This is a genomic window from Escherichia sp. WS1265, assembly GCF_046487585.1.
Taxonomy (GTDB): domain Bacteria; phylum Pseudomonadota; class Gammaproteobacteria; order Enterobacterales; family Enterobacteriaceae; genus Escherichia; species Escherichia coli.
This window is the reverse complement of record NZ_JBJQJE010000024.1, coordinates 51,436-78,115: the sequence shown is the minus strand read 5'-3', so window position 1 is coordinate 78,115 and position 26,680 is coordinate 51,436. Positions and strand designations below refer to the sequence as shown.

General features: G+C 51.7%; 22 protein-coding genes. 19 read left to right on the top strand and 3 right to left on the bottom strand.

Annotated features, from left to right (window positions below; genetic code table 11):
• Positions 1-207: 207 nt before the first annotated feature.
• The 4 genes from ibsA to yegI all read left to right on the top strand — a co-directional run bounded on the left by ibsA (position 208) and on the right by yegI (position 3,842).
• On the top strand, positions 208-267 hold the full coding sequence (gene ibsA, locus ACJHX3_RS20795; RefSeq protein WP_010723109.1) for a type I toxin-antitoxin system toxin IbsA: 60 nt from the start codon (positions 208-210) through the stop codon (positions 265-267).
• Between the two features lie 220 nt (positions 268-487).
• Positions 488-1,147, top strand: a complete 660-nt coding sequence (locus ACJHX3_RS20790; protein WP_000003164.1) for a vWA domain-containing protein — start codon at positions 488-490, stop codon at positions 1,145-1,147.
• The gene (pphC, locus tag ACJHX3_RS20785; RefSeq protein ID WP_000119093.1) at positions 1,144-1,905 is read left to right on the top strand and encodes a protein-serine/threonine phosphatase PphC; all 762 of its coding nucleotides are present in this window, start codon (positions 1,144-1,146) and stop codon (positions 1,903-1,905) included. The genes ACJHX3_RS20790 and pphC overlap by 4 nt, the downstream gene beginning before the upstream one ends.
• Positions 1,902-3,842 (top strand): protein kinase YegI, encoded by a 1,941-nt coding sequence (yegI, locus tag ACJHX3_RS20780; RefSeq protein ID WP_061092865.1) that lies wholly within the window; start codon positions 1,902-1,904, stop codon positions 3,840-3,842. Before pphC ends, yegI begins: the two co-directional genes overlap by 4 nt.
• 12 nt (positions 3,843-3,854) lie before the next feature.
• Here the strand turns inward: yegI and yegD are convergent, their stop codons facing one another.
• On the bottom strand, positions 3,855-5,207 hold the full coding sequence (yegD, locus tag ACJHX3_RS20775; RefSeq protein ID WP_000469680.1) for a molecular chaperone: 1,353 nt from the start codon (positions 5,205-5,207) through the stop codon (positions 3,855-3,857).
• A gap of 133 nt (positions 5,208-5,340) precedes the next feature.
• Between yegD and alkA the strand changes: the two genes are divergently transcribed.
• The gene (gene alkA / locus ACJHX3_RS20770; RefSeq protein ID WP_000288344.1) at positions 5,341-6,198 is read left to right on the top strand and encodes a DNA-3-methyladenine glycosylase 2; all 858 of its coding nucleotides are present in this window, start codon (positions 5,341-5,343) and stop codon (positions 6,196-6,198) included.
• A gap of 37 nt (positions 6,199-6,235) precedes the next feature.
• On the opposite strand, the gene ACJHX3_RS20765 is transcribed toward alkA, so the two are convergent.
• The gene (locus tag ACJHX3_RS20765; RefSeq protein ID WP_000043669.1) at positions 6,236-9,553 is read right to left on the bottom strand and encodes a diguanylate cyclase; all 3,318 of its coding nucleotides are present in this window, start codon (positions 9,551-9,553) and stop codon (positions 6,236-6,238) included.
• Positions 9,554-9,870: 317 nt separating this feature from the next.
• On the opposite strand from ACJHX3_RS20765, the gene udk reads away from it, so the two are divergent.
• The 3 genes from udk (at position 9,871) to asmA (ending at position 13,060) form a co-directional block, all read left to right on the top strand.
• Positions 9,871-10,512: a uridine kinase gene (gene udk, locus ACJHX3_RS20760; protein ID WP_001295424.1), complete on the top strand. Its 642-nt coding sequence runs from the start codon at positions 9,871-9,873 to the stop codon at positions 10,510-10,512.
• Between the two features lie 91 nt (positions 10,513-10,603).
• The gene (gene dcd / locus ACJHX3_RS20755) at positions 10,604-11,185 is read left to right on the top strand and encodes a dCTP deaminase (RefSeq protein WP_001234777.1); all 582 of its coding nucleotides are present in this window, start codon (positions 10,604-10,606) and stop codon (positions 11,183-11,185) included.
• Positions 11,186-11,206: 21 nt separating this feature from the next.
• Entirely contained in the window at positions 11,207-13,060 is a 1,854-nt protein-coding gene (gene asmA, locus ACJHX3_RS20750) for an outer membrane assembly protein AsmA (RefSeq protein WP_138217209.1), read from the top strand.
• A gap of 273 nt (positions 13,061-13,333) precedes the next feature.
• Here the strand turns inward: asmA and ACJHX3_RS20745 are convergent, their stop codons facing one another.
• Positions 13,334-14,917: a TerC family protein gene (locus ACJHX3_RS20745; RefSeq protein ID WP_000454701.1), complete on the bottom strand. Its 1,584-nt coding sequence runs from the start codon at positions 14,915-14,917 to the stop codon at positions 13,334-13,336.
• Positions 14,918-15,575: 658 nt separating this feature from the next.
• On the opposite strand from ACJHX3_RS20745, the gene wza reads away from it, so the two are divergent.
• The 11 genes from wza to fcl all read left to right on the top strand — a co-directional run bounded on the left by wza (position 15,576) and on the right by fcl (position 26,680).
• On the top strand, positions 15,576-16,715 hold the full coding sequence (gene wza / locus ACJHX3_RS20740) for a polysaccharide export protein Wza (RefSeq protein WP_000978094.1): 1,140 nt from the start codon (positions 15,576-15,578) through the stop codon (positions 16,713-16,715).
• A gap of 5 nt (positions 16,716-16,720) precedes the next feature.
• Positions 16,721-17,164, top strand: coding sequence for a low molecular weight protein-tyrosine-phosphatase Wzb (gene wzb / locus ACJHX3_RS20735; protein ID WP_000482901.1), 444 nt, complete (start codon positions 16,721-16,723; stop codon positions 17,162-17,164).
• A 2-nt stretch (positions 17,165-17,166) separates the two neighbouring features.
• A complete protein-coding gene (gene wzc / locus ACJHX3_RS20730) occupies positions 17,167-19,329 on the top strand; it encodes a tyrosine-protein kinase Wzc (RefSeq protein ID WP_000137196.1) in 2,163 nt (720 codons plus the stop codon).
• Between the two features lie 177 nt (positions 19,330-19,506).
• Positions 19,507-20,346: a colanic acid biosynthesis glycosyltransferase WcaA gene (wcaA, locus tag ACJHX3_RS20725; protein WP_000654503.1), complete on the top strand. Its 840-nt coding sequence runs from the start codon at positions 19,507-19,509 to the stop codon at positions 20,344-20,346.
• A 2-nt stretch (positions 20,347-20,348) separates the two neighbouring features.
• The gene (gene wcaB / locus ACJHX3_RS20720) at positions 20,349-20,837 is read left to right on the top strand and encodes a colanic acid biosynthesis acetyltransferase WcaB (RefSeq protein WP_072658076.1); all 489 of its coding nucleotides are present in this window, start codon (positions 20,349-20,351) and stop codon (positions 20,835-20,837) included.
• Positions 20,834-22,051: a colanic acid biosynthesis glycosyltransferase WcaC gene (gene wcaC / locus ACJHX3_RS20715; RefSeq protein WP_001023871.1), complete on the top strand. Its 1,218-nt coding sequence runs from the start codon at positions 20,834-20,836 to the stop codon at positions 22,049-22,051. The genes wcaB and wcaC overlap by 4 nt, the downstream gene beginning before the upstream one ends.
• Positions 22,026-23,243: a colanic acid polymerase WcaD gene (gene wcaD, locus ACJHX3_RS20710; RefSeq protein ID WP_000107816.1), complete on the top strand. Its 1,218-nt coding sequence runs from the start codon at positions 22,026-22,028 to the stop codon at positions 23,241-23,243. Before wcaC ends, wcaD begins: the two co-directional genes overlap by 26 nt.
• 10 nt (positions 23,244-23,253) lie before the next feature.
• Positions 23,254-24,000 (top strand): colanic acid biosynthesis glycosyltransferase WcaE, encoded by a 747-nt coding sequence (wcaE, locus tag ACJHX3_RS20705; protein ID WP_021562645.1) that lies wholly within the window; start codon positions 23,254-23,256, stop codon positions 23,998-24,000.
• 15 nt (positions 24,001-24,015) lie between these two features.
• Positions 24,016-24,564 (top strand): colanic acid biosynthesis acetyltransferase WcaF, encoded by a 549-nt coding sequence (gene wcaF / locus ACJHX3_RS20700; protein ID WP_001153550.1) that lies wholly within the window; start codon positions 24,016-24,018, stop codon positions 24,562-24,564.
• Positions 24,565-24,590: 26 nt separating this feature from the next.
• A complete protein-coding gene (gene gmd, locus ACJHX3_RS20695) occupies positions 24,591-25,712 on the top strand; it encodes a GDP-mannose 4,6-dehydratase (protein WP_000048190.1) in 1,122 nt (373 codons plus the stop codon).
• Positions 25,713-25,714: 2 nt separating this feature from the next.
• Entirely contained in the window at positions 25,715-26,680 is a 966-nt protein-coding gene (gene fcl / locus ACJHX3_RS20690; RefSeq protein WP_000043623.1) for a GDP-L-fucose synthase, read from the top strand.

The window sequence follows — 26,680 nt, the reverse complement described above, 5'->3', positions numbered from 1 at the left end:
TGTCAATCCGCAGGCTTTGTAGTCTGCGATCCTGCCAGCAAATATTCTTTGCGAGACGTTACGCAATAATCACAGAGGAAACTATTTTGTTCACGCGTTAGCGATAGACTGCATTCAGGGCGAAAGGAGGTAAGCCGACGATTTCAGCGGGACGCTGAAACGGGAAACCCTCTCCCGGAGAAGAGGACTTTTAATAAGGAAAGGGTTATGATGAAGCACGTCATCATACTGGTGATACTCTTAGTGATTAGCTTCCAGGCTTACTAAGAACACCAGGGGGAGGGGGAAACCTCTCCCTAACCCTCACTCCTGAAATTATGTCACTCCGCCCTTAGTGTCAATCGACGGCTCTCCGTTCTTGCGAGGCGAATAGCAAAATTTTCTGCGCCGCCGGGCCTAATTCTGAAAGTTTCTTCGTTTGCTCTTATTTCATTATTGCAATCGGTATGATACCGGACCTCAATAATTCTCTAAGAAAGGATTTCTTATGAGCGAACAAATCACGTTTGCCACCAGCGATTTTGCCAGTAACCCGGAACCACGTTGCCCCTGCATTTTGCTGCTGGATGTTTCTGGTTCTATGAACGGTAGACCCATTAATGAACTTAACGCCGGATTGGTTACCTTTCGCGATGAGCTGCTTGCCGATTCGCTGGCCTTAAAAAGAGTGGAACTCGGTATTGTGACGTTCGGCCCGGTGCATGTGGAACAACCCTTTACCAGCGCCGCTAATTTTTTCCCGCCCATCCTGTTTGCCCAGGGCGATACACCAATGGGCGCTGCCATTACCAAAGCCCTGAATATGGTTGAGGAGCGCAAACGTGAGTATCGTGCCAATGGTATTTCGTATTATCGCCCGTGGATTTTCCTGATCACTGATGGCGCTCCAACCGATGAGTGGCAGGCTGCCGCCAACAAAGTGTTTCAGGGGGAAGAAGATAAGAAGTTTGCCTTCTTTTCCATCGGTGTTCAGGGGGCGGATATGAAGACTTTGGCACAAATCAGCGTTCGTCAGCCTTTGCCACTGCAGGGATTACAATTCCGTGAACTGTTTAGCTGGTTATCCAGTTCGCTGCGTTCGGTTTCCCGCTCCACGCCGGGAACGGAAGTTGTGCTGGAAGCGCCAAAAGGCTGGACGTCAGTGTGAGCTGGCGTCTGGTCTATGCATCAACCGTTGGAACGTCGCACATCAGCGCGGACTTGCCTTGCCAGGATGCCTGCCAGATGCAGGTTGCCTGGCTAGAAGACCAGCAGCCATTATTGACGGTATTTGTCGCTGATGGCGCAGGCAGCGTTTCGCAGGGTGGCGAAGGTGCGACGCTTGCCGTCAATGAAGCGATGGCTTATATGATGCAAAAAGTGCAGGGCGGGGAATTGGGGCTTAATGATGTCCTCGCAACGGATATTGTGCTGACCGTTCGTCAGCGACTTTTTGCCGAGGCGGAAGCCAAAGAATTAGCGGTTCGCGATTTTGCCTGCACATTTCTGGGACTGATTTCATCGCCTGACGGCACCTTGATTATGCAGATTGGCGATGGCGGCGTGGTGGTAGATTTGGGTCACGGTCTGCAATTGCCTCTCACGCCGATGGTGGGTGAATATGCCAACATGACGCATTTCATTACCGATGAAGATGCCGTTTCCAGACTGGAAACTTTCACCAGCACTGAGCGTGCGCATAGAGTTGCAGCATTTACGGATGGTATTCAGAGACTGGCGTTAAATATGCTGGATAATTCTCCGCATGTGCCTTTCTTTACCCCGTTTTTCAATGGACTGGCGTCAGCAACGCAGGAACAACTCGATTTATTACCTGAATTGTTAAAGCAGTTTTTGTCCAGCCCGGCGGTAAACGAGCGTACGGATGATGATAAAACGTTGGCACTGGCTATGTGGTTACCATGAAACCCACTTTATATACTGCTACTGGTGAGTGCGTTACGCCAGGCCGTGAACTGGGCAAAGGCGGTGAAGGTGCGGTTTATGATATCGAGGAGTTTGCCGATAGCGTTGCCAAGATTTATCACACGCCGCCACCCGCCTTAAAACAGGACAAACTTGCCTTTATGGCTGCGACAGCTGACGCGCAATTGTTGAATTATGTCGCCTGGCCGCAGGCAACGCTTCACGGTGGACGAGGCGGAAAGGTTATCGGTTTTATGATGCCGAAGGTTTCAGGTAAAGAACCGATTCATATGATCTATAGCCCGGCACATCGTCGCCAGAGTTACCCTCATTGTGCGTGGGATTTTCTACTCTATGTTGCGCGCAATATTGCTTCATCTTTTGCTACGATTCACGAGCACGGGCACGTCGTGGGTGACGTAAACCAGAACAGCTTTATGGTAGGTCGCGACAGCAAAGTGGTGTTGATTGATAGCGACTCCTTTCAGATTAACGCTAATGGCACGTTGCATTTATGCGAAGTTGGCGTGTCGCATTTTACGCCGCCAGAGCTACAAACCTTGTCGTCATTTGTTGGCTTTGAACGCACCGCGAATCACGATAATTTTGGCCTTGCGTTGCTGATTTTTCACGTCTTGTTTGGTGGTCGGCATCCTTATTCCGGTGTACCGCTTATCTCTGATGCGGGTAATGCGCTGGAGACGGATATTGCCCATTTCCGTTATGCCTACGCGTCAGATAATCAGCGACGTGGTTTAAAACCGCCGCCACGATCTATTCCGCTGTCGATGTTACCAGGTGATGTTGAAGCCATGTTTCAGCAGGCATTCACGGAAAGTGGCGTGGCAACCGGGCGTCCGACGGCAAAAGCGTGGGTTGCGGCACTTGATTTACTACGCCAACAGTTAAAGAAATGTACCGTTTCGGCAATGCATGTTTACCCCGGTCATTTGACTGACTGCCCGTGGTGTGCGCTGGATAATCAAGGCGTTATCTATTTTATTGATCTCGGCGAAGAGGTCATTACCACCAGCGGTGATTTTGTGCTGGCGAAAGTCTGGGCGATGGTGATGGCGTCAGTAGCACCACCAGCATTGCAACTGCCATTACCCGATCATTTCCAACCGACTGGCAGGCCGCTTCCTTTAGGCCTGTTAAGGCGTGAATACATCATTCTGATTGAGATCGCACTGTCAGCGTTATCGCTGCTGCTTTGCGGCCTTCAGGTAGAACCGCGTTATATCATTTTGGTTCCCGTGCTGGCGGCTATCTGGATTATTGGCAGCCTGACAAGCAAAGCGTACAAAGCAGAAGTCCAGCGACAAAGAGAGGCTTTTAATCGCGCAAAAATGGACTATGACCATTTAGTCAGCCAGATCCAACAGTTGGGCGGGCTGGAAGGTTTTATCGCCAAACGGACGATGCTCGAAAAAATGAAGGACGAAATTCTTGGGTTACCGGAAGAAGAAAAGCGCGATCTGGCAGCACTTCAGGACACCGCAAGGGAACGGCAGAAGCAGAAGTTTCTGGAGGGATTTTTTATTGATGTTGCCTCTATTCCCGGCGTTGGCCCTGCGCGTAAAGCGGCGTTACGGTCCTTTGGTATTGAAACCGCCGCAGATGTTACCCGACGGAGCGTTAAGCAAGTAAAAGGTTTTGGTGATCATCTGACCCAGGCGGTTATCGACTGGAAAGCGAGTTGCGAACGCCGTTTTGTTTTCAGGCCGAATGAAGCGGTAACGCCAGCAGACAGACAAGCGGTAATGGCGAAAATGACCGCCAAACGACATCGGCTGGAATCGGCGTTGACTGTCGGTGCGACAGAGTTGCAGCGATTCCGCCTTCATGCTCCAGCACGGACCATGCCGTTGATGGAGCAGCTACGTCAGGCGGCAGAAAAACTGGCTCAGGCGAAGGCTGATTTAAGCCGCTACTGAGCCATTTTTCAATTAACGAAACACCACTTCCGCCCAGCGTGCCAGCCCGGCGGTGACGGAGCCAAAGTCATCGCCGCCTGCAATCGGAATGCCCGGCAACTGTTCTGCCAGCGCTTTTTTAATCAGCGGCGATCGGGCGCTACCACCAGTCAGATAGATGACATCCGGTTTTTCCTGGGCGTTATCCAGCGCCAGTTGCACCTGTTCCAGAATCCGCGCCAGTGGCTGGTTGAGGGCGCTTTCCAGCCCTTGCTGGCTAATCAGCGTAGCCAGTTCATCGCTGATAAACGGCAGTGAGGCGCGGGTTTCCGCTACGCTTGAAAGCGCAATTTTGCTCTCTTCTGCGCTACGTACCAGGCGATAGCTTAAACGCTGACGCCAGACTTTCTGTAACAGGGCCACTTTTTCCGGTTCGCGGGCATCGCGTACCAGATCGTTAAGCAGACGACCGTTGGCACTACTGTAGAAATCACTTTGCGCAGGGACGTCGTTGATGGCAACCGCATTCCACCACGGCAGAATCGGCAGGGCGATGCCTTTTTCGGTTTCGCCACCCATGCCCAGTAACGGCATCAGGTTTTTAAACGCCAGTGCGATATCCAGATCGTTACCGCCAATACGGCAACCACTGTGACCCAGCAGGCTGGCTTCACGATCGAGACGCGAACGCCACTGCGGCCCCATCAGCAGCAATGAACAGTCAGTCGTACCACCACCAATATCCACCACCAGCACCCGTTTTTCTTCCTGCAAGGTGGCTTCGTAATCCAGCCCAGCCGCCACCGGCTCGTACTGGAATACCACGTCCTTAAACCCGGCACGCTTCGCTGCGCGCTCCAGAATCCCTTGTGCCTGGGCGTTTGCTTCATCGCCGCCCAGCCCCTGGAAGTTGATCGGGCGACCAATCACCGCCTGGGTAATCGCTTCTGGCAATTGCGCCTGCGCCTGCTGGCGAATGTGCAGCATCATTGCGCAGACCAGATCCTCAAACAGCGCTACCTGCTGCGGTTTTAAGCCGCTGGCACCGAGGAACGATTTTGGTGATTTCACAAACCACACCTCTTCTGGATCATCAATGTACTGTGCCAGTGAGGAAAGACCGAACTGCACGCTTTTCGCCGTAACATCGATATCTTCTTCGCGGTTATAACGAATCGCCCGACGCAGCAGCGCCTGCGTTTCATCGTCGTCTGCCGGAACGTCATGATGGCGGTACAGCCATTCGCTTACCGCTTCACGCGTTGGCGCGCAAAGCATTGAAGGCAGCAGCGTGCTGTCGTTTTCCATTTTTAGCAAATGCGGTTTACCGTCGCGCATGACCGCCACTGAACAGTTTGCTGTACCGTAATCAAAACCAATAAACACGAAATAATCCCCATGCCGGTGAAGAAGGGGCGTGACTTTAGCGAAATGTTGCCGTCGCGACAACCGGAATATGAAAGCAAAGCGCAGCGTCTGAATAACGTTTATGCTGAAAGCGGATTAACAAGGAGATGCGATGTATACCCTGAACTGGCAGCCGCCGTATGACTGGTCGTGGATGTTGGGATTTCTCGCCGCCCGTGCGGTGAACGGTGTGGAAACGGTCGCTGACGATTATTATGCCCGTAGTCTGGCGATGGGCGAATATCGCGGCGTGGTGACTGCTATTCCGGATATAGCCCGCCATACTCTGCACATAAATTTAAGTGCAGGTTTAGAACCTGTTGCCGCAGAGTGTCTGGCGAAAATGAGCCGCCTGTTTGATCTGCAATGTAACCCGCAGATTGTTAACGGTGCGTTGGGCAAGTTAGGCGCGGCGCGGCCCGGATTGCGTTTACCCGGCAGTGTTGATGCTTTTGAGCAGGGCGTGCGGGCGATTTTAGGCCAACTGGTGAGCGTGGCGATGGCGGCAAAATTGACCGCCAGAGTGGCACAGCTTTATGGCGAACGGTTGGATGATTTTCCGGATTATGTCTGCTTCCCCACGCCTCAGCGGCTGGCTGCAGCCGACCCGCAGGCATTAAAAGCGTTAGGTATGCCGTTGAAACGGGCAGAGGCACTGATTCATCTGGCAAATGCGGCGCTGGAGGGCACCTTACCAATGACAATACCGAGCGACGTAGAACAAGCGATGAAAACGCTGCAAACTTTTCCGGGTATCGGGCGCTGGACGGCGAATTATTTCGCCTTACGTGGCTGGCAGGCGAAAGATGTTTTCCTGCCGGATGATTATCTGATTAAACAGCGATTTCCGGGAATGACACCGGCACAAATCCGCCGTTATGCCGAACGCTGGAAGCCCTGGCGTTCTTATGCGCTGTTGCATATCTGGTATACGGAAGGCTGGCAACCAGACGGAACGGACGAATTGTAGGCCTGATACGCCGCATCAGTCGATGGGGAAGCACGCCTTAGTTAATCGCGAAATAACTGCTATTCACCAGCAAATCCAGCGGTTGGGCATCGGCAATCACATCACCATAAATCAGATCGACGCCGATGCCCGAAAGCGTATCCATCACTAAGGGTAAAACGACTGGCCCGGCGATGGTTTTCATCCCGAGTCGCTGAGCATGCCCCTGAATAATCGTAATCAGCATCTCATCCATCAAATTACCCTGCACGCTGGCGCATAACTCACCATCAAGTAGCAGGTAATCTGCCATATTTGCTTTCAGCGAGTTGAAGATTTGCAGATCGCGGCCCACCTGACTGAATACGATCCGACATCCCGCCAGCCGCAGTTTTTGCACGCTTGCTGCGTGATCTAAAATCGCGTCTGCCGGAATAATCAGATGTAATAACCGTGGTGGTAGAGGGCTATTTTCCAGCTGCTCAATTAGTTCATTCACCAGCGTGGCGCTACTCAAACCGGCAACGGAAAGGGGGAGGGCGATGCTTAAGCCTTTACTGGCAATCGCTTTTGCGGCCTGCTGGAAAAAATCGTGGAATACCCGTCGGTCAAGAGCATGGCTAAGTGCCGGATCGCTGAAGCTACGACGAAATGTTTGTTCATCAATAATCTCGCCTTCGCAACTCCAGAGCTTAAGTGAAATCAGCCACAAATTACGCGCTTGCGGGATCCGCGGCGAAGCGACACCGTGGGCGATCATCATCAACTGATTCTCTTTAATCATCCGCCTCTGTTCATCAAGCGATATCGCCGCCCGTTCGCTATGTGCGGCAGCTTGCTGCGGTTCGTAAACCGTCACCCGGCCCCGGCCACCATTTTTGGAGGCATAACAGGCGATATCAGCCTGCGACATCACTTCAGCCGCCTGATGATTGTTGTCATCAATCAAGGTAATCCCGGCACTGGCACCTACCCGATGTACTCGTCCTTCCCAGATAAAGTGATAGTCATTCACGGCGCTGATAATGCGTGTAGCGATAAAACGCGCACTTTCGACATTACAATCTGGCAGCAGCAGACCAAATTCATCGCCACCGAGTCGCGCCAGCACGTCGCTGGAGCGCAGCATACTCAGCATCAATGACGCCAGTTCGCGCAGTAAAGCGTCGCCAGCGGCGTGCCCGGCGCTGTCATTCACCGCTTTAAAGCGATCAAGATCGATAAACACCAGTGCATGTCGCTGATGTGTACTGTTTACCGTTTGCAGCAGGATACGCAGTTGCTTCTCAAAACTGGCGCGATTGGCGAGATGCGTCAGTGCATCATGGGAGGCGCTGTAGCTCAGCTGGCGCAGCATTTTGCGCGATTCGGTGACGTCCTGAATCACCAGAACCGAGCCTATATTGCTGCCGTCCAGAGTACTTAACGGCGTAATACTGTAATGCACGTCGTAGCTGCCGCCGCTTCGGCAGTGCAACACCACATCTTGTTCAATCGCGGAACGTGAGGTGTCGGCACTGTAAATGTTCTCCATTAATGGTCCGTTGTCGCCAAAAGTAATATGCAACACCGTCAGGAGTGGAACACCTAACGCTTCTTCCTGCGTCCAGCCGCTCATCTTCTCCGCCACCGGATTCATAAAGGTAATTTTCATCGCCATATCAATACAGACCACGGCTTCACCGATGGAATCCAGCGTAATGTGCAGGCGCTCTTTTTCCTGAAACAATGCCTCGTTAAGCTGTTTAACCTCGGTCATATCCATATTAATGCCGAGCAGACGTTCGACTTCGCCTTCTTTATTCAGTACCCGGTTGGCGAGGGCGCGGATATGGCGGATGCCATCTTTCACGGCAATGCGAAATTCCAGCTTAAAGGGCGAGCGTGATTGCAATGAATCGCGAATCACTTTTTCGGCGTGCTGGCGATCTTCCGGCAGCACGCACTCGTACCACACCTGCCAGTTCGGTTTGATATGCGGAGGAATTTCATACAGCTCGAACATCCGCTTATCCCAGCTAAAAATATTCGGCTTTAGCTCCCACTCCCAGATGCCAATCCCGCCCGCTTCGTTAGCCAGCGTGATGCGCTCCATCAGTTGCTTGTTCACCTGTTCGGTGCGTTTTAGCTCGTTAATGTCTTCAATCTGAGCGATAAAATAGAGCGGCGTGCCATCCGTGTGGCGCACCAGTGAGACGGCAAGCAACGCCCAGACAACATCGCCATTGCGGTTGTAGTAGCGTTTTTCCATTGAATAGGTGTTTATTTCACCGCTGATCAGCTTTTCAACCTGTTGCAGATCTTTATTGAGATCCTCCGGCCAGGTCAGTTGCTGAAAGGTGAGTCCGCGCAGTTCTTCCTGACTGTAACCGAGAAACTGGCAGAGCGCTTTGTTGGATTGCAGCCATTGTCCCTCGGTGCCCACTAATGCCATGCCGATGGCGGAATATTCCATGGCATTACGAAAACGGGTTTCGCTTTCGGAAATGTGTTTGCGTTCCGCACGAAAGGCATACATCACCATGGTCATGATGTTGGCGGGCAGCAGGATCAGCAAAAACGGTAGCCACGGCATATGGCTCATCAGGTATGTACGCGGCGTAGCAAGCAGGGAGGGATCCGCGGCCATCATCAGTGACACCATCATCACCGTGGTAAGGAAGATCAAAAAGGCTTCCATTCGTGGCAGGCGCACGGCGCTCCACATCAACAGCACAATAATGAAAGTAAAAGGCCACGGCAGATACAGCATCGAAAGCCAGCTTAACGTCAGTGTGATGGCTAACGTGAGCAGCGACTCAAAAAGCAACCGTGGGTTGCGATGGCGCAGCAGATAGTGTGGTTTAAATAACAATCCCAGCGGCACCAGTGCCAGTGCGCCGATGGATTCTGACAGTACCCATATCAAAAATGCCCTGAGAGGATCGTCTCCGGGCGTCAGCAGGATAACCAGAACACCCCCTAACAGAGGTGGAACAATGGCGCTGCCGAGTGCCAGACGCAGCCAGTCAGCCAGATTTTGCAATGGGTTATACCACGGCAGCAATTTACGCAGTAGCACTGCCCCGACCACGGCTTCAACAATATTGATGGTCGTCCAGGTCATGTTCAGCGAGCTGGTGGAAAAAAGCAGGATGGATGCGGCGATATTTCCCAGCGAGCAGCTCAGCGCAATCCCCGGCCACATGCGCCCGGCATGGCGATAAAACGCCACCATCATGATGGACGTCGGGAACCACAGTGGGGCGAGTTGGGTGCCAAACTGCGAAAACTCAAGCGAGAAAAGGGTAAAGATAAACGAGACTAAACCTAAACTGACCAGGTGAAGCAGCGGGTGGGGCAGGGCAATTAATACATGCTGTGATTGTTTGCTCATTACCGCTTTATCCGCAAGACCAGGTCGCCAGTATTCGTTTCTGTGTTTATGCTAGTACAAAAGTTTTACATTTTATATGCGAATTGCTCATAAAGTGACGTAAAGGCGGATAATTTGCGCAACTGCGTATAACAATTTTTACCTTGTATAAAACTGATCAACGTAATTTGCCACCGGGAATTCTTCGTCAACAATTAACTCTGAGCGCGCGGCAACGCTATTCGACTGGTATCAGGCGGATGAAATCCCTATAATTGCCGCGTTTGGCGCTTCGTCGCCCCCTTCCTAACATCCAGGTTAATCAGGTCGCTAAATATATGACTGATCAGTCTCATCAGTGCGTCATTATCGGTATCGCTGGCGCATCGGCTTCCGGCAAGAGTCTTATTGCCAGTACCCTTTATCGTGAATTACGTGAGCAAGTCGGTGATGAACACATCGGCGTAATTCCCGAAGACTGCTATTACAAAGATCAAAGCCATCTGTCGATGGAAGAACGCGTTAAGACCAACTACGACCATCCCAGCGCGATGGATCACAGCCTGTTGCTTGAGCATTTACAAGCGTTGAAACGCGGCTCGGCCATTGACCTGCCGGTTTACAGCTATGTTGAACATACGCGTATGAAAGAAACGGTGACGGTTGAGCCGAAGAAAGTCATCATTCTCGAAGGCATTTTGCTGCTAACGGATGCGCGTTTGCGTGACGAACTTAACTTCTCCATTTTCGTTGATACCCCGCTGGATATCTGCCTGATGCGCCGCATCAAGCGTGACGTTAACGAGCGTGGGCGTTCAATGGATTCAGTGATGGCGCAATATCAAAAAACCGTGCGCCCGATGTTCCTGCAATTCATTGAGCCTTCTAAACAATATGCGGACATTATCGTGCCGCGCGGCGGGAAAAACCGCATCGCGATCGATATATTGAAAGCGAAAATAAGTCAGTTCTTTGAATAAGCTTGATAAATTGTGTACCGTTCAGTGATAACCTGGTATGCCCTTGACGTAATTGGCGTTAAGGGAGTGATGCTCGAAAGGAGAAAATGCCATGCGTCTGTGTGACCGAGATATTGAAGCCTGGCTTGATGAAGGCCGTTTGTCGATCAACCCACGTCCGCCAGTGGAGCGTATTAACGGCGCGACGGTGGATGTGCGCCTGGGCAATAAATTTCGTACCTTCCGTGGTCACACGGCAGCGTTTATCGATCTGAGCGGTCCCAAAGATGAAGTGAGCGCCGCGCTTGACCGCGTGATGAGCGATGAGATCGTTCTCGATGAAAGCGAGGCGTTCTATCTTCACCCAGGAGAGCTGGCGCTGGCGGTGACGCTGGAGTCGGTGACGCTGCCAGCCGATCTGGTGGGCTGGCTGGACGGGCGTTCCTCATTGGCGCGTCTGGGGCTGATGGTGCACGTCACCGCGCACCGCATCGATCCGGGCTGGTCTGGCTGCATTGTGCTGGAGTTCTACAACTCCGGTAAGCTGCCGCTGGCGCTGCGTCCGGGCATGTTAATTGGTGCGCTGAGCTTTGAGCCGCTTTCCGGCCCGGCGGCGCGACCTTACAACCGCCGTGAAGATGCGAAATATCGCAACCAGCAGGGCGCGGTAGCCAGCCGAATCGATAAAGACTAATTCAGGCCCATTGAGGATACCATGAGACGATTTCTGACGACGCTGATGATACTCCTGGTCGTGCTGGTGGCCGGGTTATCTGCGTTAGTGTTGCTGGTGAATCCGAATGATTTCCGCGACTATATGGTCAAGCAAGTTGCTGCACGTAGCGGTTATCAATTGCAGCTCGACGGGCCACTGCGTTGGCACGTCTGGCCGCAGCTTAGTATCCTCTCCGGGCGAATGTCTCTCACCGCCCAGGGCGCAAGCCAGCCACTGGTTCGCGCCGACAACATGCGTCTGGACGTGGCGCTTTTACCACTACTGAGTCATCAACTGAGCGTTAAGCAGGTGATGCTAAAAGGGGCTGTGATCCAACTGACGCCGCAGACGGAAGCGGTGCGCAGTGAAGACGCTCCGGTTGCACCGCGCGACAATACCTTGCCGGATCTGTCAGACGATCGCGGATGGTCGTTTGATATATCCAGTCTTAAGATGGCGGACAGCGTGCTGGTGTTCCAGCATGAAGATGACGAGCAGGTGACAATCCGCAATATCCGCCTGCAAATGGAACAAGATCCCCAACATCGTGGCTCATTTGAGTTCTCCGGGCGGGTTAATCGCGATCAGCGCGACCTCACGATATCCCTTAACGGTACGGTAGATGCTTCTGATTATCCGCATGATTTAACGGCGGCTATTGAACAAATTAACTGGCAGTTGCAGGGTGCCGATTTACCAAAACAAGGTATTCAGGGGCAGGGGAGTTTCCAGGCCCAGTGGCAGGAGTCACATAAACGCCTTTCATTTAACCAAATTAGTTTGACCGCCAATGATAGTACGCTAAGCGGGCAAGCACAGGTTACGCTGACAGAGAAACCGGAATGGCAGCTGAGACTGCAATTCCCGCAACTGAATCTTGACAACCTCATCCCGCTTAATGAAACCGCGAATGGTGAAAACGGTGCCGCGCAGCAGGGGCAGAGCCAATCAACGTTGCCGCGCCCGGTCATTTCTTCGCGTATTGATGAACCGGCCTATCAGGGACTGCAAGGCTTTACGGCTGATATTTTGTTGCAGGCCAGTAACGTGCGCTGGCGCGGAATGAATTTTACAGATGTTGCCACGCAAATGACCAACAAGTCGGGTTTGCTGGAAATTACTCAACTGCAGGGCAAACTTAACGGTGGACAGGTTTCACTGCCGGGCACGCTGGACGCGACATCAATAAATCCGCGGATAAACTTCCAGCCACGGCTGGAAAACGTTGAGATTGGTACCATTCTGAAGGCGTTTAACTATCCGATTTCGTTGACCGGAAAAATGTCACTGGCTGGTGATTTCTCCGGTGCTGACATAGATGCCGACGCATTCCGCCACAACTGGCAAGGACAGGCACATGTCGAAATGACCGACACGCGCATGGAAGGGATGAACTTCCAGCAGATGATTCAGCAAGCGGTAGAGCGTAATGGCGGTGATGTGAAGGCCGCTGAAAACTTTGATAACGTGACGCGGCTTGACCGCTTTACCACCGATTTGACGTTGAAGGATGGCGTCGTGACGTTAAACGACATGCAAGGTCAATCGCCTGTGCTGGCGCTGACAGGGGAAGGCATGTTGAATCTGGCAGATCAAACCTGCGACACCCAGTTTGATATTCGGGTCGTGGGTGGCTGGAACGGGGAAAGCAAACTGATTGATTTCCTGAAAGAAACGCCAGTACCGCTGCGGGTTTATGGCAACTGGCAGCAACTCAATTACAGCCTGCAAGTGGATCAGTTACTGCGCAAACATCTACAGGACGAAGCGAAACGTCGCCTGAATGACTGGGCCGAGCGGAATAAAGATTCCCGTAATGGCAAAGATGTGAAGAAGTTGCTGGAGAAGATGTAGGTTACCAGGTGACCAGTCCTGTAGGCCTGATAAGACGCGTAAAGCGTCGCATCAGGCGTTCGTGGCGGCATCATTATATTCTGAATATGTAAGATCGAAGGCTGTTCCGTTCACTTGATGTTCCTCGCTACTATGGAACGCTCAAGCCGGTGAACGTGCCAGGGTGGCTCAATCTCCACCACCCTGGCAACCCGGGCTCCCGGCGGTAAATCGCCGATGGCGCGGTTCCCTCATCTTATTCCTTTCGGCTATTGGGTAAAATGACCGATACCATCACACCTCGTACTCCATCTCGCCATCCTTACGCAGCGGTATAATCTGCACCTTCTGCACGCGATGGCTTTCTACCTGCAACGTTTTAAGCAAATAATCCCCCACCTGAACTTCTTCGCCAGGTTTTGGAATACGCTGCAAATACTCCATCAACAGCCCGGCAATGGTGTGATATTCACGTTTTTCATCCAGCGGCAGCGGCACATATTGCACCAGATCCTCCAGCGGCATATGACCATTCGCCGTCCAGGAACCGTCCGCATTCTTCTGAATATCATGGCGGGCGTCGATCTCTTCCACTTCGTTCGGTAAGTTACCGGCAATGGTTTCAGTGACGTCACTTAATGTCACAATCCCTTCCACCGAGCCAAACTCATCCACCACAAAAGCAAAGTGCGTGCGGGCATTACGGAACTGCTCCAGGGCAGGTAACAACGGCAAGGTTTCCGGGAACACCAGCGGCTGGCGAATCAACACCCGCAGGTTGAGCGGTTCGCCGCGCAGAGACTGTTGTAGCAGGTCGATAACGTGAACAACACCGAGCAAATCTTCTGCGTCATCACCGTCGGTAACCACCAGCCGCGTATGCTGATTTCGCTCCAGCAACTGGCGGATTTCTTCTTCCGGCGCGTTGAGATCGATATGCTCAATATCGTGGCGCGACGTCATAATGCTGCTGACGGTACGCTGGTTAAGATTAAGTACCCGCTCAATCATCCGCCGTTCCTGCGGATTAAAGATCTGCTGGTTACCATGATCCACCAGCATGGACGCGGTTTCGGCGTCCAGTTCCGCATCTTCTTTTTGCCCGCTAAGCAGGCGCATTACCGCTTCGGTAGTCCGCTGGCGCAGCGTCTGGTTAGCGGAAAGAAAACGTCGCCGGTTAAAGATAGCCAACTGATTGAGCGCCTCGATCATCACCGAGAAACCAATGGCAGCGTACAGGTAGCCTTTCGGAATGACGAAGCCGAAACCTTCTGCCACCAGGCTAAAGCCAATCATCAACAGGAAGCTTAAGCAGAGAATAACGATCGTCGGGTGACTGTTAACAAATTGCGTTAACGGCTTGCTGGCCATCAACATCAGGCTGATAGCGATAACCACGGCGGCCATCATGACCAGTAAATGGTCGACCATCCCGACGGCGGTAATCACTGAGTCGAGTGAGAAAATGGCGTCCAGTACCACAATTTGCGTCACCACGCCCCAGAACTTCGCACCTTTGCGTTGTGTGGGATTATTGCTGTCTTTCCCTTCCAGCCGTTCGTTCAGCTCCATCGTGGCTTTGAACAACAGGAAGAAACCACCAAACAGCATGATTAAGTCGCGGGCGCTAAAGGTAAACGAGCGGAAGCTGAACAGCGGTTGAGTCAGGGTGACCAGCCAGGAGATTGACGCCAGCAGTAACAGGCGCATTAACATTGCCAGCAGCAGCCCGGTAACCCGTGCGCGGTCACGCTGCTTCGGCGGTAGTTTTTCGGCGAGGATGGCAATAAAGACCAGGTTATCAATGCCGAGGACCAGTTCGATCACAATCAGCGTGATTAACCCGGCCCAGATAGACGGATCGGCAATCCATTCCATAGTAAGTACAAAACCTATTCGTTGTATGACAAATGTCACAATTCGATCATGGATAAATCGGGGCAAAAATGCAATGTTGCAGCACTATTTATCTCATATTATTTGAGGGTAATAACCTCACATTATCCCTGAATTAAAAGTGGTAATAATAAAACATTATTTAAGAAATATCGCATGTGGAGACACTATATTAAATATTGTCAACCTAAAGAAACTCCTAAAAACCATATTGAATGACACTTAATATAATTCTTAAAAATAGCCAATTACCGAATTGTTATCTTGCCTGCTATTCCGTTAGCTGTAACACTTCCTCCTGCATTATTGGAAAGCCAATATTCAATTACCATAATGTCACCTTATATTCGGAAGTTAATTTCCGTAATAACCCTTTCTCATCAACGACTGCATGCTGAGAGGGTGTGAAAAATTAAACTAAATCAGTGTATTGGTAGCTAAAAAGCCAGGGGCGGTAGCGTGTCTGGATGCCTGAAAGACCAGTCTGAATTATTCTGTCAATAGCCTGCGGATGAAATCAATTTTTTTAGGACTGATGCCAGTTAAATTTTTATTCAATTAACTGCAAGGTAAATGTGCATGGCGACATTGCTATTAATAGTGCACAGGATAATTACTCTGCCAAAGTGATAAATAAACAATGATGAAATCCAAAATGAAATTGATGCCATTATTGGTGTCAGTAACCTTGATAAGCGGTTGCACAGTACTTCCGGGCAGCAATATGTCGACGATGGGCAAAGACGTCATCAAACAGCAGGACGCTGATTTCGATCTCGACAAAATGGTGAATGTTTATCCGCTGACCCCGCGCCTGATTGACCAATTACGCCCACGCCCGAATGTAGCGCGCCCCAATATGACGCTGGAAAGTGAGATCGCGAATTACCAGTATCGCGTCGGGCCGGGGGACGTTCTTAATGTCACCGTCTGGGATCACCCGGAACTCACCACGCCAGCCGGTCAGTACCGCAGCTCCAGCGACACCGGCAACTGGGTACAGCCTGACGGCACTATGTTTTACCCGTATATCGGCAAGGTCCACGTAGTCGGGAAAACGCTCGCTGAAATCCGCAGTGATATTACCGGGCGCTTAGCGACGTACATCGCTGACCCGCAGGTGGACGTTAATATCGCCGCCTTCCGCTCACAAAAGGCCTATATCTCCGGTCAGGTGAATAAATCCGGTCAACAGGCGATCACCAACGTGCCACTGACTATTCTCGACGCCATCAACGCCGCAGGTGGCCTGACCGACACCGCTGACTGGCGCAACGTGGTGCTAACACACAATGGTCGTGAAGAGCGCATTTCTTTGCAGGCGCTGATGCAAAACGGCGACCTCAACCAGAATCGCCTGCTTTACCCCGGCGATATTCTCTACGTGCCACGTAATGATGATCTGAAAGTATTTGTGATGGGTGAAGTGAAGAAACAGAGCACCCTGAAAATGGACTTTAGCGGCATGACCCTGACTGAAGCCCTGGGCAATGCTGAAGGCATCGACATGACCACCTCCAACGCCAGCGGCATCTTTGTCATTCGTCCGCTGAAAGGCGAGGGCGGGCGTAACGGCAAGATTGCCAATATCTACCAGCTGGATATGTCCGATGCCACGTCGCTGGTGATGGCGACAGAATTCCGCCTGCAACCTTATGACGTGGTGTATGTCACCACCGCCCCGGTTTCCCGCTGGAACCGTCTGATCAATCAGTTGCTGCCAACTATTAGCGGTGTCCGTTACATGACGGATACAGCCAGCGACATTCATAACTGGTAATCGTCATGTTTAACAACATCTTAGTTGTCTGTGTCGGCAATATTTGCCGTTCCCCGACGGCGGAACGCTTACTGCAACGTTATCACCCGGAGCTGAAAGTGGAGTCCGCTGGACTCGGCGCGCTGGTCGGTAAGGGCGCTGATCCTACCGCTATCAGCGTCGCCGCAGAACATCAACTGTCTCTGGAAGGTCACTGTGCCCGTCAAATCAGCCGCCGTCTGTGTCGCAACTACGACCTGATTTTGACCATGGAAAAGCGCCATATCGAACGCTTATGCGAGATGGCACCGGAGATGCGCGGCAAAGTGATGCTGTTTGGTCACTGGGATAACGAATGTGAAATCCCCGATCCGTATCGCAAAAGCCGGGAAACGTTTGCAGCGGTGTACACATTACTTGAACGGTCTGCCCGCCAGTGGGCGCAGGCATTGAACGCAGAGCAGGTATAAGAATGACAGAAAAAGTAAAACAACATGCCGCTCCGGTAACGGGCAGTGATGAAATCGATATTGGTCGCCTGGTCGGCACCGTCATTGAAGCGCGCTGGTGGGTGATTGGCATCACCACCGTATTCGCCCTCTGTGCCGTGGTTTACACCTTCTTCGCCACGCCGATTTATAGTGCCGACGCACTGGTACAAATCGAGCAAAACAGCGGCAATTCGTTAGTGCAGGACATTGGTTCGGCATTAGCCAACAAACCGCCTGCATCGGACGCCGAGATCCAGTTGATTCGTTCGCGTCTGGTGCTTGGTAAAACGGTGGACGATCTCGACCTCGATATTGCAGTGAGCAAAAACACGTTCCCGATTTTCGGTGCGGGCTGGGATCGCCTGATGGGACGTCAGAACGAGACGGTGAAAGTGACCACCTTTAACCGCCCGAAAGAGATGGCGGATCAGGTGTTTACGCTTAATGTGCTGGACAACAAAAACTACACCCTGAGCAGCGACGGCGGCTTTAGCGCCCGGGGGCAAGCGGGCCAGATGCTGAAAAAAGAAGGCGTCACGCTGATGGTTGAAGCCATTCACGCCAGCCCGGGCAGTGAGTTTACCGTCACCAAATACTCCACGCTGGGGATGATCAACCAACTGCAAAACAGCCTGACGGTAACGGAGAACGGCAAAGACGCTGGCGTTTTGAGCCTGACTTATACCGGTGAAGATCGTGAACAGATCCGCGACATTCTTAACAGCATCGCCCGTAACTATCAGGAACAAAATATTGAGCGCAAATCGGCGGAAGCGTCGAAAAGCCTCGCCTTCCTCGCGCAACAGTTACCGGAAGTACGTAGCCGCTTGGATGTTGCCGAAAACAAACTGAATGCCTTCCGTCAGGATAAAGATTCTGTTGATCTGCCGCTGGAAGCAAAAGCGGTGCTCGATTCGATGGTGAACATCGATGCGCAGTTGAACGAACTGACCTTTAAAGAGGCGGAAATCTCCAAGCTGTACACCAAAGTTCACCCGGCGTACCGCACGCTGCTGGAGAAACGTCAGGCGCTGGAAGACGAAAAAGCCAAACTTAACGGTCGCGTAACGGCGATGCCGAAAACCCAGCAGGAGATTGTCCGTCTGACCCGCGATGTCGAGTCTGGTCAGCAGGTCTATATGCAACTGCTGAATAAAGAGCAGGAGCTGAAAATCACCGAGGCCAGCACCGTCGGCGATGTGCGCATTGTTGACCCGGCAATCACTCAGCCTGGCGTGCTGAAACCGAAGAAAGGGCTGATTATCCTCGGCGCGATTATCCTTGGCCTGATGCTTTCTATCGTGGGTGTGCTGCTGCGCTCGTTGTTTAATCGCGGCATTGAAAGCCCGCAAGTACTGGAAGAACACGGTATTAGCGTCTATGCCAGCATCCCGCTGTCGGAATGGCAGAAAGCGCGTGATAGCGTCAAAACCATCAAAGGGATTAAACGCTATAAACAGAGCCAGCTACTGGCGGTGGGGAATCCAACCGATCTGGCGATTGAAGCCATCCGTAGTCTGCGTACCAGTTTGCACTTCGCGATGATGCAGGCACAGAACAATGTGTTGATGATGACCGGGGTTAGCCCGTCAATTGGTAAAACCTTTGTCTGCGCCAACCTGGCGGCGGTGATCAGCCAGACCAATAAACGCGTGTTGTTGATCGACTGCGATATGCGCAAAGGCTACACCCACGAGCTGTTGGGCACTAATAACGTTAATGGCCTGTCGGAAATTCTGATTGGTCAGGGCGATATTACTACCGCTGCTAAACCGACCTCTATTGCCAAATTTGACCTGATCCCGCGCGGTCAGGTGCCGCCAAATCCTTCTGAACTGTTGATGAGCGAACGCTTTGCCGAACTGGTGAACTGGGCGAGTAAAAACTATGACCTGGTGTTGATTGATACGCCGCCGATTCTGGCAGTGACCGATGCGGCAATTGTTGGTCGTCATGTCGGAACCACGTTAATGGTGGCGCGTTATGCGGTCAACACCTTGAAAGAAGTGGAAACCAGTCTGAGCCGCTTTGAGCAAAACGGTATTCCGGTGAAAGGGGTGATTCTGAACTCCATCTTCCGCCGCGCCAGCGCGTATCAGGATTATGGCTATTACGAATACGAATATAAGTCGGATGCGAAATAACGACATCCGCTGTCGGATGCGATGCTGACGCATCTTATCCGACCTACGTTCACGCCGCATCCGGCAAGCAAACCAGCTCCGTAGGCCGGATAAGGCGCTCACGCCGCATCCGGCAACAGAACCCGTAAACAAGCTTATAAACCGGCAGAACATCTCGACACTCCGGGAGAACAACCTATGAAAGACAATCCGCTGATCTCAATCTATATGCCGACCTGGAACCGCCAACAACTGGCGATTCGGGCGATAAAATCGGTCCTGCGCCAGGACTACAGCAACTGGGAGATGATCATCGTGGATGATTGCTCCACCTCCTGGGAACAACTGCAACAGTACGTCACTGCCCTCAACGATCCGCGTATCACTTACATCCACAACGACATTAACAGCGGGGCGTGCGCGGTGCGTAACCAGGCGATTATGCTGGCGCAAGGGGAATACATCACCGGGATCGATGATGATGACGAATGGACACCCAACCGTCTGAGCGTCTTCCTCGCCCATAAACAGCAACTGGTCACACACGCCTTTTTGTACGCTAACGACTACGTTTGCCAGGGCGAAGTCTATTCCCAACCGGCAAGCTTGCCGCTGTATCCCAAATCGCCGTATTCACGCCGCCTGTTCTACAAACGCAATATCATTGGCAACCAGGTCTTTACCTGGGCATGGCGTTTCAAAGAGTGTTTGTTCGATACCGAACTGAAAGCGGCACAGGATTACGACATCTTCCTGCGGATGGTGGTGGAGTACGGCGAACCGTGGAAAGTAGAAGAGGCGACGCAGATCCTGCATATCAATCACGGTGAAATGCAGATCACCTCGTCACCGAAAAAATTCTCCGGGTACTTCCACTTTTACCGCAAGCACAAAGACAAATTCGACCGCGCCAGCAAAAAATATCAGCTGTTTACCCTCTACCAGATCCGCAATAAACGTATGACCTGGCGCACTTTGCTGACGCTGCTGTCGGTGCGTAACGGCAAACGTCTGGCTGATGGTATTCGGGGGCGCTAAAGATGCTGGAAGATCTGCGCGCCAACAGCTGGAGTTTACGCCCGTGCTGCATGGTTCTTGCCTATCGTGTTGCTCATTTTTGTTCGGTGTGGCGCAAAAAGAACGTCCTCAACAATCTGTGGGCGGCCCCGCTGCTGGTGCTGTATCGCATTATCACCGAATGCTTTTTCGGTTATGAAATCCAGGCTGCCGCGACCATTGGCCGCCGCTTTACTATCCATCACGGTTACGCCGTCGTGATCAATAAAAACGTGGTAGCGGGGGATGATTTTACCATTCGCCACGGCGTCACTATCGGCAATCGTGGTGCCGATAACATGGCATGTCCACACATTGGCAACGGCGTCGAACTCGGTGCCAACGTCATTATTCTTGGTGATATCACGCTTGGTAACAACGTCACCGTGGGCGCGGGCAGCGTGGTGCTCGACTCTGTCCCGGCCAACGCGCTGGTGGTGGGAGAAAAAGCGCGAGTGAAGGTAATTAAATGAATATTTTGCAATTTAATGTGCGACTGGCGGAAGGCGGGGCAGCAGGTGTGGCGTTAGATCTCCACCAGCGTGCGCTGCAACAGGGGCTGGCGTCACATTTTGTCTACGGTTACGGCAAAGGCGGCAAAGAGAGCGTCAGCCATCAGAACTATCCGCAGGTCATCAAACATACGCCGCGGATGACCGCGATGGCGAATATTGCTCTGTTTCGTCTGTTTAATCGCGATCTGTTTGGCAATTTCAATGAGTTATATCGCACCATTACTCGCACAGCGGGTCCGGTGGTCCTGCATTTTCATGTGCTGCACAGCTACTGGCTAAATCTTAAGAGCGTGGTGCGCTTTTGCGAAAAAGTGAAAAACCATAAACCGGACGTCACTCTGGTCTGGACGCTGCACGACCACTGGAGTGTTACCGGACGCTGCGCCTTTACCGACGGTTGCGAAGGCTGGAAAACAGGCTGCCAGAAATGCCCGACCTTAAATAACTATCCGCCGGTGAAGATTGATCGCGCACACCAACTGGTGGCGGGCAAACGCCAGTTATTCCGTGAGATGCTGGCGCTGGGCTGTCAGTTTATTTCCCCCAGCCAGCATGTGGCTGACGCTTTCAATAGCCTGTACGGTCCAGGGCGTTGCCGGATTATCAATAATGGCATTGATATGGCAACTGAAGCGATTCTGGCGGACTTGCCTCCGGTGCGCGAAACCCAGGGCAAGCCGAAAATCGCGGTGGTGGCGCATGATCTGCGTTACGACGGCAAAACTAACCAGCAACTGGTACGCGAGATGATGGCGCTGGGCGACAAAATTGAACTGCATACCTTTGGTAAGTTCTCGCCGTTCACCGCTGGCAACGTGGTTAATCACGGCTTTGAAACCGACAAACGTAAGCTGATGAGCGCGCTCAATCAGATGGATGCGCTGGTATTCAGTTCTCGCGTCGATAACTACCCGCTGATTTTGTGTGAGGCGCTATCGATTGGCGTGCCGGTGATTGCCACCCATAGCGATGCGGCGCGGGAAGTGTTGCAAAAATCCGGCGGTAAAACCGTCAGCGAAGAAGAGGTGCTGCAACTGGTGCAGTTAAGCAAACCGGAAATCGCGCAGGCGATATTTGGTACCACGCTGGCTGAGTTCAGCCAACGCAGCCGTGCCGCTTACAGTGGACAACAGATGCTGGAGGAGTATGTCAACTTCTATCAGAATCTGTAGCTACCTGCTGCTGCCGCTGATCTACCTGCTGGTTAACGTCAAAATCGCCCAGCTTGGTGAAAGTTTCCCCATCACCATCGTAACTTTTTTACCTGTTTTGTTACTGCTGTTTTTAGAACGCATCAGCGTTAAAAAATTGATGATTGCCTTAGGGATTGGCGCGGGACTCACGGCGTTTAACTATCTGTTTGGTCAGTCGCTGGATGCCAGTAAATACGTCACTTCAACTATGCTGTTTGTCTATATCGTGATCATTATTGGTATGGTGTGGAGTATTCGCTTTAAAACGATTTCGCCACACAACCATCGCAAGATATTACGTTTCTTTTATCTGGTGGTCGGGCTGGTGGTGGCGCTGGCGGCGGTGGAGATGGCGCAAATTATCCTCACCGGCGGCAGCAGTATTATGGAGTCGATTTCGAAATATCTGATTTACAGCAACAGCTATGTGCTGAATTTCATCAAATTCGGCGGCAAGCGCACGACAGCACTTTATTTCGAACCGGCATTTTTCGCTCTGGCATTAATCTCAATTTGGCTCAGCATCAAACAGTTTGGTATCAAAACGCCTAAAACAGATGCTATGATTCTCGCAGGGATAATATTATCCGGATCGTTTTCAGGGGTTATGACCTTTATCCTGTTTTATTTGCTGGAGTGGGCATTTCAATATCTGAATAAAGAGGCGATTAAGAAAAAGTTACCGTTAGCATTGATTTCTCTGGCTGTATTCCTGGTTGGTGTGGTAATTGCATTTCCTTATATTTCCACCCGTCTGGGCGATTTAGGTACGGAAGGATCGTCATCGTATTATCGTATTGTCGGTCCGCTGGTGATGGTCGGTTATTCTTTGACCCATATTGACGGTGTAGTCAGATTTGGCTCACTTTATGAATATGTCGCATCATTCGGAATATTTAACGGTGCGGATGTCGGAAAAACCATAGACAATGGTTTGTATCTGCTGATTATTTATTTTTCCTGGTTCGCAGTGTTTTTATCGCTGTGGTACATGGGGAAAGTGATAAAAATGATGATCAACGCTTTTGGTGATAACCGCAATTTTCGCGTGCAATTATATCTTTTTACTCCGGTGTCGCTGTTTTTTACCGGTTCGATATTTAGCCCGGAATATGCATTTTTAATCGTCTGTCCGTTTATTTTGCGAAAAGCGTTAAATATTACGAGGTAAGAATAAGAACATGTTGCTTAGCATAATCACTGTCGCGTTTCGTAACCTCGAAGGGATAGTCAAAACACATGCCTCGCTGGCGCATCTGGCGCTGGCGGAAGATATCAGCTTCGAATGGATTGTTGTCGATGGCGGTTCCAATGACGGCACCCGTGAGTATCTGGAAAATCTCAATGGTATCTATAACCTACGCTTTGTCAGCGAGCCAGATAACGGTATCTACGACGCCATGAACAAAGGCATTACGATGGCACAAGGCAAGTTCGCGTTGTTTCTCAATTCGGGCGATATTTTTCATCAGGATGCCGCAAATTTTGTCCGTAAGTTAAAAATGCAAAAAGATAACATGATGATCACCGGCGATGCGCTGCTGGATTTTGGCGACGGGCATAAAATTAAACGTAGCGCCAAACCGGGCTGGTATATTTATCACAGCCTGCCCGCCAGTCATCAGGCGATATTTTTCCCTGTATCCGGCTTGAAAAAATGGCGTTATGACCTGGAGTATAAAGTTTCTTCCGACTACGCGCTGGCAGCCAAAATGTATAAAGCCGGTTATGCATTTAAAAAACTCAATGGCCTGGTGTCTGAATTTTCCATGGGTGGGGTATCTACCACCAATAATATGGAATTGTGTGCTGACGCGAAAAAAGTCCAACGACAAATATTACATGTACCTGGCTTTTGGGCTGAATTATCCTGGCATTTACGCCAACGTACTACCTCAAAGACGAAAGCCTTATATAACAAAGTCTGAATATAAGGAGAACCAATGCAAGATTTAAGCGGTTTCTCGGTGCCGAAAGGGTTCCGGGGCGGCAACGCTATTAAAGTGCAATTATGGTGGGCAGTACAGGCAACAATATTTGCCTGGTCGCCACAAGTATTGTATCGCTGGCGAGCATTTTTATTACGTTTATTCGGCGCAAAAATAGGAAAAAACGTAGTTATTCGTCCGTCAGTAAAAATTACCTATCCGTGGAAATTAACCTTAGGTGATTACGCGTGGGTCGGCGATGACGTCAATTTATATACCCTCGGTGAAATAACCATTGGCGCACATTCGGTGATATCGCAAAAAAGTTATTTATGCACCGGTAGCCACGACCATGCAAGTCAACATTTCACCATTAATGCTACGCCTATTGTGATTGGCGAGAAATGCTGGCTGGCAACCGATGTTTTTGTTGCCCCTGGCGTCACGATTGGCGACGGCACCGTCGTGGGTGCACGAAGCAGTGTTTTTAAAACGCTTCCGGCAAATGTGGTTTGCCGGGGGAATCCCGCAGTGGTGATACGCGAACGCGTTGAAACTGAATAAATTCAAAAAATACAGAGGAATAAGACATGTCAAAAGTCGCTCTCATCACCGGTGTAACCGGACAAGACGGTTCTTACCTGGCAGAGTTTCTGCTGGAAAAAGGTTACGAGGTGCATGGTATTAAGCGTCGCGCATCGTCATTCAACACCGAGCGCGTGGATCACATTTATCAGGATCCGCACACCTGCAACCCGAAATTCCATCTGCATTATGGCGACCTGAGTGATACCTCCAACCTGACGCGTATTTTGCGTGAAGTGCAGCCGGATGAAGTGTACAACCTGGGCGCAATGAGCCACGTTGCGGTTTCTTTTGAGTCACCGGAATATACCGCAGACGTCGATGCGATGGGTACGCTGCGCCTGCTGGAAGCGATCCGCTTCCTCGGTCTGGAAAAGAAAACCCGTTTCTATCAGGCTTCCACCTCTGAACTGTATGGTCTGGTGCAGGAAATTCCGCAGAAAGAAACCACGCCGTTCTACCCGCGATCTCCGTATGCGGTCGCCAAACTGTATGCCTACTGGATCACCGTTAACTACCGCGAATCCTACGGCATGTACGCCTGTAACGGTATTCTCTTCAACCATGAATCCCCGCGCCGCGGCGAAACCTTCGTTACCCGCAAAATCACCCGCGCAATCGCCAACATCGCCCAGGGGCTGGAGTCGTGCCTGTACCTCGGCAATATGGATTCCCTGCGTGACTGGGGCCATGCCAAAGACTACGTAAAAATGCAGTGGATGATGCTGCAACAGGAACAGCCAGAAGATTTCGTTATCGCGACCGGCGTTCAGTACTCCGTACGTCAGTTCGTGGAAATGGCGGCAGCACAGCTGGGCATCAAACTGCGCTTTGAAGGCACGGGTGTTGAAGAGAAGGGCATTGTGGTTTCCGTCACCGGGCATGACGCGCCGGGCGTTAAACCGGGGGATGTGATTATCGCCGTTGATCCGCGTTACTTCCGTCCGGCTGAAGTTGAAACGCTGCTCGGTGACCCGACCAAAGCGCACGAAAAACTGGGCTGGAAACCGGAAATCACCCTCAGAGAGATGGTGTCTGAAATGGTGGCTAATGACCTCGAAGCGGCGAAAAAACACTCTCTGCTGAAATCTCACGGCTACGACGTGGCGATCGCGCTGGAGTCATAAGCATGAGTAAACAACGCATTTTTATCGCTGGCCATCGTGGAATGGTCGGTTCCGCCATCACGCGGCAGCTCGAACAGCGCGGTGATGTGGAACTGGTATTACGCACCCGCGACGAGCTGAACCTGCTGGACAGCCGCGCCGTGCATGATTTCTTTGCCAGCGAACGTATTGACCAGGTCTATCTGGCGGCGGCGAAAGTGGGCGGTATTGTTGCCAACAACACCTATCCGGCGGATTTCATCTACCAGAACATGATGATTGAGAGCAACATCATTCACGCCGCGCATCAGAACGACGTGAACAAACTACTGTTTCTCGGATCGTCCTGTATCTACCCGAAACTGGCAAAACAGCCGATGGCAGAAAGCGAGTTATTGCAGGGCACGCTGGAGCCGACCAACGAGCCTTACGCCATTGCCAAAATCGCCGGGATCAAACTGTGCGAATCTTACAACCGCCAGTATGGACGCGATTACCGCTCAGTCATGCCGACCAACCTGTATGGCCCGCACGACAACTTCCACCCGAGTAATTCGCATGTGATCCCTGCATTGCTGCGTCGCTTCCACGAGGCGACGGCACAGAATGCACCGGACGTGGTGGTGTGGGGCAGCGGTACACCGATGCGTGAATTCCTGCACGTCGATGATATGGCGGCGGCGAGCATTCATGTCATGGAGCTGGCGCATGAAGTCTGGCTGGAGAACACCCAGCCGATGCTGTCGCACATTAACGTCGGCACGGGCGTTGACTGCACTATCCGCGAGCTGGCGCAAACCATCGCCAAAGTGGTGGGTTACAAAGGTCGGGTGGTTTTTGATGCCAGTAAACCGGATGGTACGCCGCGCAAACTGCTGGATGTGACGCGCCTGCATCAGCTTGGCTGGTATCACGAAATCTCATTGGAAGCGGGGCTTGCCAGCACTTACCAGTGGTTCCTTGAGAATCAAGACCGCTTTCGGGGGTAA